The sequence below is a fragment of the Vreelandella hamiltonii genome (assembly GCF_014651775.1).
Lineage (GTDB): Bacteria > Pseudomonadota > Gammaproteobacteria > Pseudomonadales > Halomonadaceae > Vreelandella > Vreelandella hamiltonii.
The window spans coordinates 44,188-60,554 of the sequence record NZ_BMXN01000011.1; the positions used below are offsets into that span (position 1 = coordinate 44,188).

Here is a 16,367-nt window from a genome sequence, read left to right on the forward strand (position 1 = left end):
GCTTATGAATTCATGGCCAACGGTGCTTTCCGCGATGAGTGTCTCGACAAACCAATCGACACCCGATGTGTCGACCTTTCAAGGCTTGATCCTTGCTCTGCAACAGTACTGGGCAGAACAGGGCTGTGTGATTCTCCAGCCCCTCGATATGGAAGTCGGCGCGGGCACCTTCCACCCCGCCACCTTCCTGCGGGCGATTGGCCCCGAAACCTGGAACGCTGCCTATGTGCAGCCTTCCCGCCGCCCCACCGACGGCCGCTACGGCGAAAATCCCAATCGCCTGCAGCACTACTACCAGTTTCAGGTGGTAATGAAGCCCTCCCCCAGCAATCTGCAGGACCTGTACCTGGGATCACTGAAGCGCCTGGGCCTCGACCCGCTGGTTCACGACGTTCGCTTCGTGGAAGACAACTGGGAATCCCCCACGCTCGGGGCCTGGGGCCTGGGCTGGGAAGTATGGCTAAACGGCATGGAAGTCACCCAGTTCACCTACTTCCAGCAGGCGGGCGGCATCGAGTGCTACCCCGTCACCGGCGAGCTGACCTACGGCCTCGAGCGTATCGCCATGTACCTGCAAAACGTCGATAGCGTTTACGATCTGGTCTGGGCCATTGCGCCGGACGGCAGCAAGGTCAGCTACGGCGATGTTTACCTGCAAAACGAGCGGGAGCAGTCAGCCTACAACTTCGAGCACGCCGACGTCGACCAGCTCTTTGCTGCCTTCGACCATCAGGAAAAAGAGTGCAGCAAACTGCTGGCCGCCAGCCTGCCGCTACCCGCCTACGAGCAAGTGCTCAAGGCGTCGCACACTTTCAACCTGCTGGATGCGCGCCACGCCATCTCGGTCACCGAACGTCAACGCTTCATCCTGCGTGTGCGCACCATGGCCCGTGACGTGGCGACCGCCTACTTCGAATCACGCAAAGCAGCAGGGTTCCCCATGGCGCCCGAGGCCCTGCGCCGCGAACTGCTAGCCGACCAAGGAGACGCATGATGGCCGTTGATACGCTTTTACTGGAACTGGGTGCCGAGGAGCTGCCGCCTACCGCCCTGGACGCGCTCTCTGATGCGTTTGCTGCGGGTATTGAAAAAGGTCTGCAGGAAGCAGAGGTTCCGTTTCAGTCCGTCACTGCCTATGCAACACCGCGTCGTTTGGCCGTCCAGGTATCGGGATTGGCCGACAAGCAGCCGGATCGTGAAGTGGAGCGCCGTGGTCCCGCGCTGGCCGCCGCATTCAAGGATGGCGTGCCCACCAAGGCCGCCGAAGGCTTTGCGCGCTCCTGTGGCGTCAGCGTGGATGAGCTGATTCATCTGGAAACCGACAAAGGCACCTGGCTGGGCTTCCAGGAGCAGCAGCAAGGCGAGAGTGTCCAAGCACTACTGCCAGACATGATTCGCAAGACGCTTCAGTCGCTGCCGGTGCCCAAGAACATGCGCTGGGGCGCGTCTCGTGTGGAGTTCTCCCGCCCGGTACACTGGCTGGTCGCCCTTTATGGCAAGGAAGAGATTGCCGCAGAAGCACTAGGCCTGCAGGCCAGCCGCACCACCTACGGTCATCGCTTCCACGCCCCGGATGCGATCCAGCTCGAACACGCCGACGATTATCTGGCAGTACTGGAAAACGCCTACGTGCTGGCCGACCGTCAGCAGCGCCGCGAGCGTATTCGTGAGCAGGTGCTGGCCGAGGCAGAAGTTCAGGAAGCCAATGCGGTCATCGATGAAGACCTGCTGGTCGAGGTCAGCGGTTTGGTCGAGTGGCCCGTGGCATTGACCGGCAGCTTCGATGAGCGCTTTTTGGACGTGCCCGCCGAGTGCCTGATCTCCTCCATGAAGGCCAACCAGAAATACTTCCACTTGCTGGATGACCACGGCAAGCTCAAGCCGCTGTTCATTACCATTTCCAACATCGAAAGCCAGGACCCTGACCAGGTCATTGCCGGCAATGAGAAGGTCATCCGACCTCGCCTCGCGGATGCTGCGTTCTTCTACGATACCGACCGCAAAAAAACGCTGGCATCGCGCATTCCTCAGCTGGAAAGCGTCGTGTTTCAGCAGCAGCTCGGCACGCTGGCAGACAAGGCACGCCGCAGCACGGCCATTGCTACCTTCATCGCCGAGCGCATCCAGGGTGATGTTGCCCACGCTCAGCGTGCCGTGGCACTGGCCAAATGCGACCTGGTCACTGAGATGGTACTCGAGTTCCCCGAGCTGCAAGGCATCATGGGCCGCTACTACGCCGAGCAGGATGGCGAGCCTGCCGAAGTAGCCCAGGCACTGGAAGAACAGTACCTTCCGCGCTTTGCCAGCGACGCCATCCCCGCCAGTCTGACTGGCCAAGCACTGGCCCTGGCAGACCGCCTTGATACGCTGGTGGGCATCTTCGGCATCGGCCAGCGCCCCACGGGCGCCAAGGACCCCTTTGCCCTGCGCCGCGCGTCCATTGGTGTGCTGAATATCCTGGTAAAAGGCGAGCTGAACCTCGACTTGCGTGAACTGCTGCAGGTCGCCGTTGACCAGCACCAGCAACTGCCCAAAGCCGAAGGACTGGTAGAGGAAGTGCTGACCTACATGCTCGACCGCTTCCGCGCTTGGGGGCAGGACGAAGGCATTACCGCCGAGATGTACCTGGCCGTGCGTGCTCGTCCCGTCAGCAAGCCGCTGGATTTTGCGCGTCGGTTACGTGCCGTCAAAGCCTTTGCCCAGCGTGAGGAAGCCACCGCTCTGGCGGCTGCCAACAAGCGTGTCTCCAATATCCTGAGCAAGCAGGCGCACGATGGCAGCACGCAAGTCGATACCTCTCTGCTTCAAGAGAGCGCCGAGCAGACACTGGCGGAGGCCGTCATCCACTGCCAGCAGCAGGTAGCTCCGCTATTTGCCGCCGGTGAGTACCAGCAAGCTCTGGACACCTTGGCAACGCTGCGTGAGCCGGTCGATACGTTCTTCGATCAGGTCATGGTCATGGCCGATGACGAGGCCGTGCGTCGCAACCGCCTTGCTCTGCTCGCCAGCCTGCAGGCACTTTTCCTGGAAGTCGCGGATATTTCTCAGCTACCCCAGTAAGCGCCTCACGTCAGAAACGCTTGCAGCCCGGCCCAGGTGGCCGGGCTTTTTATTTCTTCGTGCTTGACGAAGCTTTTGTTTCACGTGAAACATCAAGGTAAAATTAATGAAACATTTCAATTGCCGCTGCGTCTGACATACCTGGCGGCTATGCACTCACGTCGCCAAGGGAGTTGGCCATGTACGATATGTTTCTTTTCGACACCTTGCCTCAGCAGCAGTCCAACATGGCGTCTTACCAGATGGCAGGACGCAAGGTCTGGCTGAAAAAAGCCGCCAAACGTAACTCACGGCTGGCTTACCTGCCACTGACCTTGATGGCGCGGTGGCTGAACATCGAAGCGCTCAAGCCGGTGCCCAATCTGGGCGGCCAAGAGAGCGTGGCGCTGGAAGCCAGTCGTATCAAAGCATTGTCTGCCGCGGGTATCGCCGTACCGACCATTCTGGCAGAAACCCCTGACGCCCTATTGCTGGCCGATGCAGGCAGCGCGGAGGAACCCGCAGCCACGCTGCTGGAGAAATTGACCCAGGCGCAAACACCAGATGAAATCGACCAACTGTTAAACCTTGGGATTTCAGCGCTCAATGATGTTCATGAACGCAGCTGCTATCTTAGCGAGGCCTTTGCACGCAACATCCTGGTCAACAAAGATGGAGTCGTTTTCATCGATTTCGAAACGGACCCAGGCCAGGTACATGAACTCACCGACTGCATGGTGCGCGATTGGCACTGTTTCATCTTTTCTCTCTATGGCAAGCTGAGCAAACGACCTCTTCATCGTGAACGCCTGACCGCAGCCCTGATGGACGGCCTGCAGGCCACCCGCGACGATGTACGCGAACGCTTTCTGGCGACCTTGCCGCGCCTGCAACGCCTCCAGAAAATTCCTTTCCAGCGCTTTGGCAGCGATGGCAAAAAGATTGCCCATACCCTGCACGCCTTGGCGCTACTGAATCAGCACCTACGCAGCAAATAGGACTTTCATGCCCTCGACGACTTCTCTGATGCCAGAACGGCTCGTGATACTTGACCGAGATGGCGTCATCAATCATGACTCGGATGACTACATCAAGTCCCTGGCGGAGTGGGTGCCCTACCCTGCTTCCATCACGGCCATCGCGCGGCTTTCACAGGCTGGTTTTACGGTAGCCGTGGCCACCAACCAATCAGGTATTGCACGGGGCTATTACGATGAAGCCACCCTGGCAGCCATGCATCATCGCATGAGCAGCCTGGTAGAAGCCGAAGGTGGCCATATTGCGCACATCGCATATTGCCCCCATGGCCCGCAAGATGACTGCCCCTGCCGAAAACCGTTGCCCGGCCTACTGACGCAAATACAGCAGGCACTTGGCCTGGATCACCTGGAGGGCAGCTGGATGGTAGGTGACAGCCTGCGAGATCTGCAGGCCGGAGAGGCGGCAGGTTGCCAAAGCGTGCTGGTAAAGACAGGCAAAGGTGCGAGAACGCTAGCCAAAGGTGTGGGCTTGGAGAACACTCTGGTCGTCAGTGACCTTGCCGAATTCGTTGAACAGTTGTTAGCCGGAACACTAGATTCGCGCGAGCGAAATCGCTAAACGGTTGTAAAGCGCCAAGCCTGATCACGCGGGACAGTTCTTCACATAAATTCCCATAAAAAAGCCGCAGTGGCGCATATGCCCACTGCGGCTTTTTGATTCAATGTTTCACGTGAAACATTTTTCATCAATGGCCAATAGCTGGTGAAGGTCAGCCTTATACGTCGAGGTTGGCCACCAGAGCGTTGGTTTCGATAAAGTCTCGGCGAGGCTCCACTTCGTCGCCCATCAGCGTGTTGAACATCATGTCAGCAGCAACGGCATCTTCAATGGTCACGCGCAGCATGCGGCGACTATCGGGGTCCATGGTGGTTTCCCAGAGCTGGTCAGGGTTCATCTCCCCTAGCCCTTTATAGCGTTGTACTGACAAGCCACGTTGGCCTTCCTGCATCAACCAGGCCAACACATCAGAGAAGTGGCTGACCGGCTTCTGACGCTCGCCACGGGCAATGTAGGCGCCCTCTTCCAACAGGCCGTTAAGTGTTTGCCCAAGCCCTGCAATCGCACGGTAGTCGGCACTCTCGAAGAAATCCAGACCCCACACATAATCGGTCGTCACGCCATGAGCAATCAGTGACACTGCGGGAAGGTGCAGACCACGCTCGGTGTCTTCCTGAAGATGGAACTGATAACGCGGGCCGCCCTCATACGCCACTTTGTCATCCATGGCTTTCTGAAGCTCGGCAATCCAGTTCTGCATGGTACCGCGATCTTTGAGGCTGGCTTCCCCTTGCAGTGCAGTGGCATGTACTGCCTGCTTCAATACCTCAATGGGGTAAACACGTGCCAGGCGATCAATCCGCTTCATGACATTGCGGTACTGATTCACCAGGGCCTCGAGCTGCGAGCCTGCGATGCCCGGTGCATCGGCATTCACATGGAGCCCTGCACCATCCAGTGCCGTCGTGGTCAGGTAGTCCACCATGGCCTGCTCGTCTTTCAGGTAGAGCTCCTGCTTGCCACGCTTGATCTTGTACAACGGTGGCTGCGCGATAAAGATATGGCCCCGCTCGATCAGCTCGGGCATCTGGCGGAAGAAGAACGTCAGCAGCAGCGTACGGATATGCGAACCATCCACATCGGCATCCGTCATGATGATGACCGAGTGATAGCGCAGCTTGTCGGGGTTGAACTCTTCGCGGCCGATACCACATCCCAATGCCGTGATCAGCGTGCCTACCTCGGCGGAAGAGAGCATCTTGTCGAAGCGTGCCTTCTCGACGTTTAGAATCTTGCCCTTCAATGGCAGGATGGCCTGGGTACGACGGTCACGACCCTGCTTGGCACTGCCGCCAGCCGAGTCACCCTCCACCAGGTAAAGTTCTGACTGGCTGGGGTCTTTCTCCTGACAATCAGCCAGCTTGCCGGGCAAGCCAGCAATGTCCAGAGCCCCCTTACGACGCGTCATGTCACGCGCTTTACGGGCGGCTTCACGGGCTCGCGCCGCGTCGATCATCTTGTTGACGATCGACTTGGCTTCATTGGGCTTTTCGATCAGGTATTCTGCGAACAGACGCCCCATCTCCTGCTCTACCGCCGTTTTCACTTCGGAAGAAACCAGCTTGTCCTTGGTCTGCGAGGAGAACTTGGGATCCGGTACCTTCACCGAAATGATGGCCGTCAAACCTTCACGAGCATCATCACCGGAGGTATTGACCTTCGATTTCTTGAGCAGATTTTCGGCTTCGATGTAATGGTTCAATGTCCGCGTGAGCGCTGCCCGAAACCCTGCCAAGTGAGTACCACCATCCCGCTGGGGAATGTTGTTGGTGTAGCAGAAGATGTTTTCTGTAAACGCATCGCTCCACTGCATGGCCACTTCGACTTCCACTCCGTCTTCACGCTCCGCATTGAAGTGGAAAACCGGGTTGAGAACGGTCTTGTTCTTGTTGAGGTGATCAACAAAGGCTTTCAAGCCGCCCTCGTAATGGAAAAGCTCCTCCTTGCCACTACGCTCATCCATCAGGCGAATTGCAACGCCGGAGTTCAGGAAGGAGAGTTCACGTAGCCGCTTGGCCAGAATATCGTAGTGAAACTCGATATTGGCGAACGTGGCAGGAGACGGACGAAAATGTACACGTGTACCGCTTTTTTCAGTTTTGCCCACGACCCCAAGGGGAGCCTGCGGTACGCCGTGGTGATAGATCTGCTCGAATACTTCGCCTTGCCGCCAGATGGTGAGACGCAGCTCTTCTGAAAGCGCGTTAACCACCGAGACACCTACCCCGTGCAGCCCGCCAGACACCTTGTAGGAGTTGTCATCGAACTTGCCGCCTGCGTGCAGCACGGTCATGATGACCTCAGCTGCCGAAACGCCTTCGCCTTCATGCAGTTCAGTCGGAATACCGCGGCCGTTATCACTCACGGTAATCGATTCATCCGGGTGGATGACGACGCGAATTTCACTGCAGTGGCCTGCCAGAGCTTCATCGATGGAGTTATCCACCAGCTCGAAAACCATGTGGTGCAGCCCGGTGCCATCGTCGGTATCACCGATGTACATGCCCGGACGCTTGCGTACTGCGTCCAGTCCTTTGAGCACCTTGATGCTTGATGAATCGTAAGCCTGCTCGCTCATTGACCACTCCGTCGTGAAGTCTGTCTCGTTCCGTGTCGTTTAGCCATCCGTCTCCAATTGACTCCATCCAGCCGGGGAATGTTTCACGTGAAACATTTTTATGTCCGTACTGGCTTGCCAACTATTCCTTAGAGCCGTGGCTTCAACGCTGGTAATAAAAGCCTGACACTGCATTTCTTCCAGTAAATGGCAAAATTGATGGCGGTGCCTGTCATCCAGCTCCGCAGGTAAATCATCAATCAGATAGATACAGTGCCGCTGCGTGGTACTTTCCAGAAGCCGCCCCTGAGCCAGCTTCAGCGCACTGACGACCAATTTCTGCTGGCCTCTGGAAAGCACCTCGACGGCTGGCTGCTTGTTCAATCGAATACGTAAATCTGCTCTCTGAGGGCCCTGCTGGGTAAACCCCATCTGCTGATCCGTCTCTCGGCTATCCCTCAGCACTTCTGCCAGAGAGCGCTGCTTATCCCACCCTCGGGCATAGCGCAGCGTCAGGCCAGGTAGCGGCAGCAATTTATGCAGCGTTTCTTCGAACATGGGCAAGAACTGGCTAAACCACTCAAGGCGAAGCCGATCCATCTCTTCGCCCCACTGTGCAAGCTCTTGCTCCCAAACAACCAGCTCACTGGCCACCATTCTACCACGCCTGAGAAGGGCATTCCGATGTTTCACTGCTCGGCGCGTTCTTCGCCAGGCATCCAGGAAATGATGTTTCACGTGAAACACACCCCAGTCGAGAAACTCTCTACGCCCGGCAGGAGAGCCCTCCAGCAACCTGAAGGCATCGGGATTGATGAGCTGCAGGGGCATCGCCTCCACGAGCTCGGCCAAGCGCACCCCCTTCTCCCCCCTCAAACGCAGCTCCAGCTCGCGCTGAGTGCGTAACCGCCTGACCCCCAGGGTAACCTCAGGGTCACCCGCCAAACGACCATACAGGGTCATATATGGGGCTTCCGTCTGTATGGCATGCTTGAGCTGACGGGTTCGAAAGGAGCGCCCCATACCCAGCACATAAATACCTTCCAGAACGCTGGTCTTGCCACTGCCATTATCGCCGTGCAGCACATTGATGCGCGGCGATGGCTGCAAGGTGGTGGGGGCCAGGTTACGCAGGCCGTGGAAAGTAAGCTCCTTGATGCTCATGCGTCGATGTCACTCTTCAAGACCATTGATTGCCGTCCAGCACACGTGAAAACGGCGCTTCTGAAGCCAGAAGCGCCGTCATAGATAACGTCCTGCTGCCGTTTATAGACGCATGGGCATGACGACGTACAGCGCATCACCGCCACCTGGCTCTTCCAACAGCGCACTGCTGTTGGGGTCGGCCAACGTCATTTGAACGCGGTCTTCATCCAACACGGAAAGCACGTCTACCAGATAGCCAACGTTGAAGCCGACTTCCATGGCACTGCCATTGTATTCGACAGCGACGTTCTCCTCGGCTTCTTCCTGTTCCGGGTTGTTGGCCATGACCTTGAGGTTGCCCTCTTCCAGATAGAGACGTACGCCACGGTACTTCTCGTTGGAGAGGATGGCGGTCCGCGACAGCACCTGACGCAACTCCGCGCGCTCGGCAATCAGCACCTTGTCGCCATTGCGCGGCACGACACGCTCGTAGTCCGGGAATTTGCCGTCAATCAGCTTGGACGTGAACGTAAAGTCGCCCGTGTGAGCACGCACATGGGTCGCACCCAGCGTCAGGCTTACGGGCTCGTCACTGTCGTCAAGCAAGCGAGACAGCTCCAGAATACCCTTGCGCGGCACGATCAGTTTCTGCGCCTGGCTGACGGCCACTTCTACCGGACGTGAGCACATGGCCAGCCGATGCCCATCGGTGGCCACCGTGCGCAGCAGGTTGCTCTGAATCTCCAGCAGCATGCCATTCAGGTAGTAGCGCACGTCCTGCTGGGCCATGGCGAAGGATGTCGACTCGATCAAGTGCTTCAACGTACCGCGCGGTACGCTCAGCTCCTGGCTACCATCCGCATCTTCGATGTTGGGAAACTCGGCAACCGGAAGTGTAGAAAGTGTAAAGCGCGAACGACCACTACGTAATACAGCGCGCCCGTCCTCAACAGCCAGTTGAATATCCGACTGATCCGGCAATGACTTGCAGATATCCATCAGCTTGCGCGCAGGTACCGTTGCTGCGCCTGGCTGGTCCACCTGGCTGGCCACCGTGCGCCCCACCAATTCGACTTCCAGGTCGGTACCGGTCAGCGCTACCTGATCACCTTCGACCTGGATCAAGACGTTCGACAGCACAGGCAGCGTTTGGCGCCGTTCTACGACCCCCGCCACCAGAGTCAGCGGGCGAAGCAGCGCCTCTCGGGAAATGGTAAATTTCATCGAAACTCCGGTTTTCTATCCTGAAAGGCCCACCGCAGCAGGCCGACATAATGGGTTAACTGGTCAGCAGGCGCAGGAGGTTCTTGTAGTCCTCGCGAATATCTGCGCTCTCTTCCTGCAACGCCTTCACTTTACGACAAGCGTGCAATACCGTCGTATGGTCTCGCCCACCAAAGGCATCACCAATTTCCGGCAGGCTGTGATTGGTCAACTCCTTGGCCAGCGCCATGGCCACCTGCCGAGGGCGCGCCACCGAACGAGAGCGTCGCTTGGAGAGCAGGTCCGCCACCTTGATCTTGTAATACTCAGCCACCGTGCGCTGAATATTATCCACCCCCACCTGCTTGTCTTGAAGGGCCAACAGGTCTTTCAACGACTCACGGATGAAGTCCTGGGTGATCGGCTTACCCATGAAGTGGGAGTCGGCAATGACCTTTTTGAGCGCACCTTCCAGCTCCCGCACGTTGGAACGTATTTTCTGAGCGATGAAGAAGGCTGCATCATGCGGTAACTCGACCTTGGCCTGGTCGGCTTTCTTCATCAGGATCGCGACCCGCGTCTCCAGCTCAGGCGGCTCGATGGCTACCGTCAAGCCCCAACCGAACCGCGACTTCAAACGTTCTTCGACGCCACTGATCTCTTTGGGGTAGCGATCCGAGGTCAGGATCATCTGCTGGCCACCTTCCAACAGGGCGTTGAAGGTATGGAAAAACTCCTCCTGGGAGCGCTCCTTGCCAGCAAAGAATTGAATATCATCGATCAACAAGGCGTCGACACTGCGATAAAAACGCTTGAAGTCATTGATGGCGTTGAGCTGAAGCGCCTTCACCATATCCGCCACGAAGCGCTCGGAGTGCAGATACACCACTCGGGCGTTTTCCCGCCTACCTGCCAGGGCATTGCCCACGGCATGCATCAAGTGGGTTTTACCCAGGCCTACCCCGCCGTAGAGGAACAGCGGGTTATAGGCCCCACCCGGATTTTCGGATACCTGCCGAGAGGCCGCACGCGCCAACTGGTTCGATTTACCTTCCACGAAGGTATCAAAGGTGAAGTTGGGATTCAGGCCGCTGCTGTGCTTCAGGCTACCTTCTACCTGTACCTGGCGCTCGTTGCCGCGTCGGCCGGCGCCCGACTCTTCGCGCAACTGCTCGATTTCACGCTCATCGCCCACTTCACCGCGGGGCGGAGTATGGACGGCGGGAGCAGGCGCCTGAGCAGGCGATGCGGAGACGGGATTACCCAGCTCTCTAGGCTGTGGCGCAGGTGCCGAGGTGCGACGACTACCCACGGTCAAGCTGACCTTGGGAGGTTTGGAAGGAGCAAGCTCGCGCATCAGTTCACTGATTCGCTTCGCGTATTTATCGCTCACCCAATCGCGCACAAAGCGGTTCGGCGCCAACAAGCGAAGCTCGTTGGACTCTCCTTCTTCTGCCTGCAGTGGACGTATCCAGGTATTGAACTGTTGCGAATTCAGTTCGTCCTGCAGGTAGTCCAGGCACTGTTGCCAAAGCGCGAGTGACACTCATCTCACCATCGGTTGAAAACGGCCGACCATTGTAGCGCCCAACGAAACGGTTATCCACACGCACTCGGGGCTCTTTTCCGCCTGTGGACAAATGACCATGAGAGCTTAGGAAAAACAGCGGACGGCATGGGTAAAAAACCGCAAATTGCTGAGTTGTGCTGCGTTAATCACACATAAATCACAGCTTTTACGCTGCTTCACAGTCAGTTACCCACAGATTTTTTATCATTTTAAGGTTTTGATAAAAATAGGGATAAATGAGTTATCCACAATTAGTATCCCCACTATTAATAACAACAGGTTTAAGTAAACCCATTAGTAATAGTAGTGTCATCGACGTTCGTCAGACTGACAGGGCATCGTGGGCCGCCATTGCCCTTTTCACGCTTTTCATGCAAGGAAAAATTGCACCGAGGCCAGGAAGTCTCTACAATTTCCGGTCTTGAATTGAAACTCCCCGGCTGGTTCCTCACTGGACCGGGTCATCTGGAATTCAATTTCCGTCCTAAACCACGTGGGAATAACGAGTTATGAAACGCACTTTTCAACCCAGCGTTCTCAAGCGCAAGCGCGCGCATGGCTTCCGTGCTCGTATGGCAACCAAGAACGGCCGTGCCGTCATCGCACGCCGCCGTGCCAAAGGCCGCAAGCGTCTGAGCGCCTGATCTCGGATTGCGTGTGTCGCCTCAAGGCTTTCCCCGGTGCTTGCGATTGCTGAACGCTGGGGATTTCAGTCACGTGTTCGAACAAGCCGACTTGAAAGTCCATGGCAAGGGCATGATGGCGCTAGCGCGCTTGAATACTCTGGGGCACCCCCGCATTGGCCTGATAGTCAGCAAGAAAAATGTGAAGCTTGCTGTGGAACGTAACCGCTTCAAGCGCCTGGTTAGAGAATCCGTTCGCCTTCGTCAGGATCGCTTGCCCGCTGTGGATATCGTGATCATGGCCAAGCGAGGCGTTCAGGAGATCGACAACGAGACGCTGACTCGCCAATTGCATGGCATGTGGAAACGACTCCAGCGCGAGGCTCCGGCGGTATCGACATCTCCGCCATCACATGGCCTGACACGTGACACTTGACGACACACCTCGCCGCTCGACCTCGGCCTGCCGCTTGGCAGGCTTTCGTGTGTCATGGGCCGAGCAAATGACACTGCGCCATTAGCATGTTCACCACCCATCGGGCAGAACCCTCATGGACGTAAAACGACTTTTATTACTGATTCCACTGGCAGTGCTTGCCTACCTACTGGTTGTACAGTGGAATCAGGATTACGGGCAGACCAGCTACGACTCCACTCCCGAAATGACCCAGACAAGCAATGGGGCACCTGCGAGTGAAGGCGGCAGCGACGATCTTTCCGTTCCCAGTACTTCCGCACCTCAGGCCGCCATCGATGAAGGCATGAGCGACTCGCCAAGTTCGACCGCCAGTCGTGACTTCATCGCCGTCACTACCGATGTGCTGGACGTACGCATCGACCCCTTTGGTGGGGATATCGTGTATGCCGCTCTGCCACAGCACAAGCTGACGCTGGACTCTGAACGCAACTACGTGTTGCTGTCGGATAACGCCACGCGCAGCTACGTAGCACGCTCTGGCCTGCAGCTGGATGGCCAGGCAAGTCGCATCACGTTTACGCCTGAAAACACCGAATACCGTCTGGGTAACGACGAGCAAGAGCTCACCGTCGACCTGACGGCAGAAGTCAACGGCGTTGACGTGATCAAGCGCCTGACCTTCGAGCGCGGCAGCTATGCGGTCAATGTCAGCTATTACCTGGCCAACAACACTGATGAACCTGTCAGTGCCCGTTTCATTGGCCAACTGGCTCGCGATAACAGCCCGGACCCCTCCAGTGGCGTCGCCATGGGCATGAGCTCTTATCTGGGCGCAGCCTACTCGTCACCCGATACCCGCTACGAAAAAGTCGATTTCGATGATATCCAGCGCGGTCGGTTCGAGAACCGTGAGGCCCAAGGTGGCTGGGTAGCCATCATTCAGCACTATTTCGTCTCTGCCTGGGCACCTGCTCAGAATCAGCAGAACCTGTATTACGCGACCACCGACTCCAGCAACCGCAACGTTGCCGCCTTTGCAGGGCCGGTGACCAGCGTGGCCGCCGAAGGCGAAGCCACTCTGGGGGCTACCCTCTACATGGGGCCCAAGGTACAGGAGTACCTGGAGCAGGTGGCACCGAATCTGCGTCTGACCGTGGACTACGGCTGGCTGTGGTTCATTGCCAATCCGCTGTTCTGGCTGCTCGACAAGATTCATGACGTAGTCGGCAACTGGGGCTGGTCCATCGTTCTGCTGACCGTGCTGGTCAAGCTCGCGCTATTCCCGCTTTCAGCCAAGGCCTACAAGTCCATGGCTCGGATGCGCAAGCTCGGGCCGGAGATGCAGCGTCTCAAAGAGCTTTATGGCGATGACCGCCAGAAAATGTCTCAAGAGATGATGAAGTTCTACCAGAAAGAGAAGATCAACCCGCTGGGTGGCTGCTTGCCGATCCTCATCCAGATGCCGGTCTTCATCGCGCTGTACTGGATGCTGCTGGAATCCGTTGAACTTCGCCATGCGCCGTTCATGCTGTGGATCCAAGATCTGTCGGTGAAAGATCCGTACTTCATTCTGCCCATCCTGATGGGTGTATCGATGTACGTTCAGCAGTTGCTCAACCCGACGCCTCCGGACCCCATGCAGGCCAAGATCATGAAGATGCTGCCCATTATCTTCACGTTCTTCTTCCTGTGGTTCCCGGCGGGTCTGGTCATCTACTGGGTGGTGAACAACATCATCTCGGTAGCCCAGCAGTACGTGATTACCCGCAATATCGAGAAAGACCCCAACGTGGGCAAAGGGATGCGCACCAAGTAGCCTCTCATCCCGTTCTTCACCAGACCCCCGCTAAAGCGGGGGTCTGGCGTTTCAGGCCTGCCCTTTTCTTCTGCTGCATACACGATACACTTTCTTTTTGGATCTCCAGGACGCGTTATGGCTGAACGACTCTATACCCAAGACACGATTACCGCCCTGGCCACCCCCCCTGGGCGCGGCGGCGTTGGCATCATCCGCGTATCTGGCCCGGAAAGCCGCCATATCGCTCAGGCCATACTGGGGCAATGCCCTCCCCCGCGTCATGCCTATTACGGCCCCTTCAACGGCGCTCAAGGCATTATCGACGAAGGCATTGCGCTACTGTTTGCCGGGCCTAACTCCTTTACCGGGGAGGACGTGCTGGAGCTGCAGGGGCACGGTGGCCCCGTGATCATGGATATGCTGCTGGAGCGCTGCCTCGCCCTGGGCGCCCGCCTGGCTCGGCCTGGCGAGTTCTCCGAACGCGCGTTCTTGAATGACAAGCTGGACCTGGCCCAGGCCGAGGCGATTGCCGACCTGATCGATGCCAGCTCACGCTCGGCTGCCGAAAATGCCCTTCGCTCGCTGCAAGGCGAGTTTTCACAGCGCGTTTCTGGGCTGGTTCAGCAGTTGATCGAGCTGCGTGTCTATGTAGAGGCCGCCATCGACTTCCCCGAAGAAGAGATCGACTTTCTTGCCGATGGCCACGTGGCAACGCATCTTGAGCAGGTGCAGCAGGCACTGGTGCGTGTGCGCCAGGCCGCAGGCCAAGGCGCCTTGCTGCGTGAAGGCATGAGCGTGGTGATTGCAGGGCGCCCCAATGCGGGCAAGTCCAGCCTGCTCAATGCGCTGACCGAGCAGGACACGGCCATCGTCACGGACATTGCGGGCACCACCCGCGACGTGCTGCGTGAATACATCCACCTGGACGGCATGCCACTGCATATTATCGACACCGCTGGCCTGCGCGATACGCCGGACGCGGTAGAAAAAATTGGCGTTGCCCGGGCCTGGGAAGAGATCGAGAAAGCCGATCGCGTACTGCTGCTGGTCGATGCCTCGCTTACCCAGGCAACGGACCCCATGGCCATCTGGCCCGAGTTCGTGGCCCGCCTGCCGGACCAGCAGCGATTGACCCTGGTGCGCAACAAGATCGACAGCAGCGCCGAAGCGCCAGGGCTCGAAGCATCTGAGTTACCCACAGGCACTCCTATCGTCAGGCTCTCGGCCAAAACGGGGGCAGGTGTGGATAACTTGAAATCCCATTTGAAAGAGGTGATGGGCTTTTCCGCCACTACCGAAGGTCGTTTCTCGGCGCGCCGCCGCCATCTGGATGCCCTGGACCGTGCCATGGCCGCACTGGAAGCAGGGCGCGCTCAGCTGGAAGGCTACGGTGCAGGAGAGCTGCTGGCCGAAGATCTGCGCGATGCCCAGCAGGCACTGGGAGAGATTACCGGGGAGTTCAGCGCCGACGACCTGCTTGGAGAGATCTTTGGCAGCTTCTGTATCGGCAAGTAGACTCGACTACTCCTCCACCTTTACTCCGGGACCAACCAGGACGTACGGAAGCGGCTGTGCTCGCCCAGCGTCGGTGTTATCTGTGACATGGCATTGATCAGACGCTCCTCCAGCCCCCAGGGGGGGTTGACGACCAGCATGCCGCTTCCGTACATGCCGCGGGCACCCGCTTCAGGGGCACGTAGCAGCAGTTCGCTTTGCCAGATTTTGCGAATTCCGCTGTCACGCAGGCCTGCCAGCAGCGCTTGATGGTGTTCGGCAGGTAATAACGGATACCAGATCATCACCACGGCATGCCTGGCTTTCTCAAGCACGTAGGCCGTGCTTTCCACCACTTCGTGGTACTCGATCTTGCGCTCGTAGCTGGGATCCATCAACACACACACCCTGGGGGTCGATGCCGGTACCTGATGGCGCAGGCCGACCAACCCATCGCCGAAGATACGCGTCGCCCGCTTGGGCAGCGACTGGCTGGCGAGATGTTCGTGCTCACCGGGATGCAGTTCGAACAGGATCAGCCGATCCTCTGAGCGCAGACGCTGGGCGAGCCACCAGGGAGAACCCGGATAGCAGGCCAGTGTATCAGCGTCTGGCTGGGCACTGGCCACGGACTCGAGCCAGGCGCCTAGCAGCGGATCTGCCAACTGCTGGCGATGCTGCCAGAGCGGTAAAACGCCCTCACGATACTCCAGCAACCGCTGTGTCTCTTCGGTAGCCAGCGGATAGAAGCCTCTGCCCGCATGGGTATCCACATATGTAATTGCTGATTTTTTACGTAACAGATGATCAATGACGGCATAGAGCGTCAGATGCTTCTGAACATCGGCGAAGTTACCGGCATGGTAGGCGTGTTGGTATGACAGCATGAGGATGCCTATATAAACAGAACGCCCGCTATG

Annotated in this window: 13 protein-coding genes; 8 read left to right on the forward strand and 5 right to left on the reverse strand. The window is 57.8% G+C overall.

Translation table 11 applies throughout. From position 1 onward, the window contains the following. Positions 1-34 precede the first annotated feature (34 nt). From glyQ to gmhB, 4 genes are all read left to right on the forward strand, one after another. Positions 35-994, forward strand: a complete 960-nt coding sequence (glyQ, locus tag IE091_RS10805) for a glycine--tRNA ligase subunit alpha (protein WP_026001915.1) — start codon at positions 35-37, stop codon at positions 992-994. After that, a complete protein-coding gene (gene glyS / locus IE091_RS10810) occupies positions 994-3,060 on the forward strand; it encodes a glycine--tRNA ligase subunit beta (RefSeq protein WP_189463643.1) in 2,067 nt (688 codons plus the stop codon). Before glyQ ends, glyS begins: the two co-directional genes overlap by 1 nt. A gap of 179 nt (positions 3,061-3,239) precedes the next feature. Continuing rightward, positions 3,240-4,037 (forward strand): BUD32 family EKC/KEOPS complex subunit, encoded by a 798-nt coding sequence (locus tag IE091_RS10815; protein WP_039179119.1) that lies wholly within the window; start codon positions 3,240-3,242, stop codon positions 4,035-4,037. Positions 4,038-4,044: 7 nt separating this feature from the next. Further along, on the forward strand, positions 4,045-4,638 hold the full coding sequence (gmhB, locus tag IE091_RS10820) for a D-glycero-beta-D-manno-heptose 1,7-bisphosphate 7-phosphatase (protein ID WP_039179117.1): 594 nt from the start codon (positions 4,045-4,047) through the stop codon (positions 4,636-4,638). Positions 4,639-4,795: 157 nt separating this feature from the next. Here the strand turns inward: gmhB and gyrB are convergent, their stop codons facing one another. The 4 genes from gyrB to dnaA all read right to left on the reverse strand — a co-directional run bounded on the left by gyrB (position 4,796) and on the right by dnaA (position 11,090). Then, positions 4,796-7,216, reverse strand: coding sequence for a DNA topoisomerase (ATP-hydrolyzing) subunit B (gyrB, locus tag IE091_RS10825; RefSeq protein WP_039179113.1), 2,421 nt, complete (start codon positions 7,214-7,216; stop codon positions 4,796-4,798). A gap of 39 nt (positions 7,217-7,255) precedes the next feature. Further along, positions 7,256-8,359 (reverse strand): DNA replication/repair protein RecF, encoded by a 1,104-nt coding sequence (recF, locus tag IE091_RS10830; RefSeq protein WP_189463644.1) that lies wholly within the window; start codon positions 8,357-8,359, stop codon positions 7,256-7,258. 102 nt (positions 8,360-8,461) lie between these two features. Beyond that, complete coding sequence (dnaN, locus tag IE091_RS10835; RefSeq protein ID WP_016915609.1) at positions 8,462-9,565, reverse strand: DNA polymerase III subunit beta; 1,104 nt, start codon at positions 9,563-9,565, stop codon at positions 8,462-8,464. Between the two features lie 55 nt (positions 9,566-9,620). Next, on the reverse strand, positions 9,621-11,090 hold the full coding sequence (gene dnaA / locus IE091_RS10840) for a chromosomal replication initiator protein DnaA (RefSeq protein ID WP_039179107.1): 1,470 nt from the start codon (positions 11,088-11,090) through the stop codon (positions 9,621-9,623). A 533-nt stretch (positions 11,091-11,623) separates the two neighbouring features. On the opposite strand from dnaA, the gene rpmH reads away from it, so the two are divergent. The 4 genes from rpmH to mnmE all read left to right on the forward strand — a co-directional run bounded on the left by rpmH (position 11,624) and on the right by mnmE (position 15,468). Next, positions 11,624-11,758: a 50S ribosomal protein L34 gene (gene rpmH / locus IE091_RS10845; RefSeq protein ID WP_009723348.1), complete on the forward strand. Its 135-nt coding sequence runs from the start codon at positions 11,624-11,626 to the stop codon at positions 11,756-11,758. A gap of 13 nt (positions 11,759-11,771) precedes the next feature. Then, on the forward strand, positions 11,772-12,173 hold the full coding sequence (rnpA, locus tag IE091_RS10850) for a ribonuclease P protein component (RefSeq protein WP_157779951.1): 402 nt from the start codon (positions 11,772-11,774) through the stop codon (positions 12,171-12,173). Between the two features lie 115 nt (positions 12,174-12,288). Continuing rightward, complete coding sequence (gene yidC, locus IE091_RS10855) at positions 12,289-13,971, forward strand: membrane protein insertase YidC (protein WP_189463645.1); 1,683 nt, start codon at positions 12,289-12,291, stop codon at positions 13,969-13,971. A 117-nt stretch (positions 13,972-14,088) separates the two neighbouring features. Further along, positions 14,089-15,468: a tRNA uridine-5-carboxymethylaminomethyl(34) synthesis GTPase MnmE gene (mnmE, locus tag IE091_RS10860; protein ID WP_144983948.1), complete on the forward strand. Its 1,380-nt coding sequence runs from the start codon at positions 14,089-14,091 to the stop codon at positions 15,466-15,468. 20 nt (positions 15,469-15,488) lie between these two features. Here the strand turns inward: mnmE and IE091_RS10865 are convergent, their stop codons facing one another. Continuing rightward, the gene (locus IE091_RS10865) at positions 15,489-16,334 is read right to left on the reverse strand and encodes a 23S rRNA (adenine(2030)-N(6))-methyltransferase RlmJ (RefSeq protein ID WP_144983951.1); all 846 of its coding nucleotides are present in this window, start codon (positions 16,332-16,334) and stop codon (positions 15,489-15,491) included. Positions 16,335-16,367 lie beyond the last annotated feature (33 nt).

Excerpts from the sequence above, each read along its gene's own strand:
- IE091_RS10815 (WP_039179119.1), top strand. The coding sequence starts at position 3,240 with ATGTACGATATGTTTCTTTTCGACACCTTGCCTCAGCAGCAGTCCAAC.
- mnmE (WP_144983948.1), top strand. The coding sequence starts at position 14,089 with ATGGCTGAACGACTCTATACCCAAGACACGATTACCGCCCTGGCCACC.
- recF (WP_189463644.1), bottom strand. The coding sequence starts at position 8,359 with ATGAGCATCAAGGAGCTTACTTTCCACGGCCTGCGTAACCTGGCCCCC.
- rpmH (WP_009723348.1), top strand. The coding sequence starts at position 11,624 with ATGAAACGCACTTTTCAACCCAGCGTTCTCAAGCGCAAGCGCGCGCAT.
- gmhB (WP_039179117.1), top strand. The coding sequence starts at position 4,045 with ATGCCCTCGACGACTTCTCTGATGCCAGAACGGCTCGTGATACTTGAC.
- IE091_RS10865 (WP_144983951.1), bottom strand. The coding sequence starts at position 16,334 with ATGCTGTCATACCAACACGCCTACCATGCCGGTAACTTCGCCGATGTT.
- dnaN (WP_016915609.1), bottom strand. The coding sequence starts at position 9,565 with ATGAAATTTACCATTTCCCGAGAGGCGCTGCTTCGCCCGCTGACTCTG.
- glyS (WP_189463643.1), top strand. The coding sequence starts at position 994 with ATGGCCGTTGATACGCTTTTACTGGAACTGGGTGCCGAGGAGCTGCCG.
- yidC (WP_189463645.1), top strand. The coding sequence starts at position 12,289 with ATGGACGTAAAACGACTTTTATTACTGATTCCACTGGCAGTGCTTGCC.
- gyrB (WP_039179113.1), bottom strand. The coding sequence starts at position 7,216 with ATGAGCGAGCAGGCTTACGATTCATCAAGCATCAAGGTGCTCAAAGGA.
- glyQ (WP_026001915.1), top strand. The coding sequence starts at position 35 with ATGAGTGTCTCGACAAACCAATCGACACCCGATGTGTCGACCTTTCAA.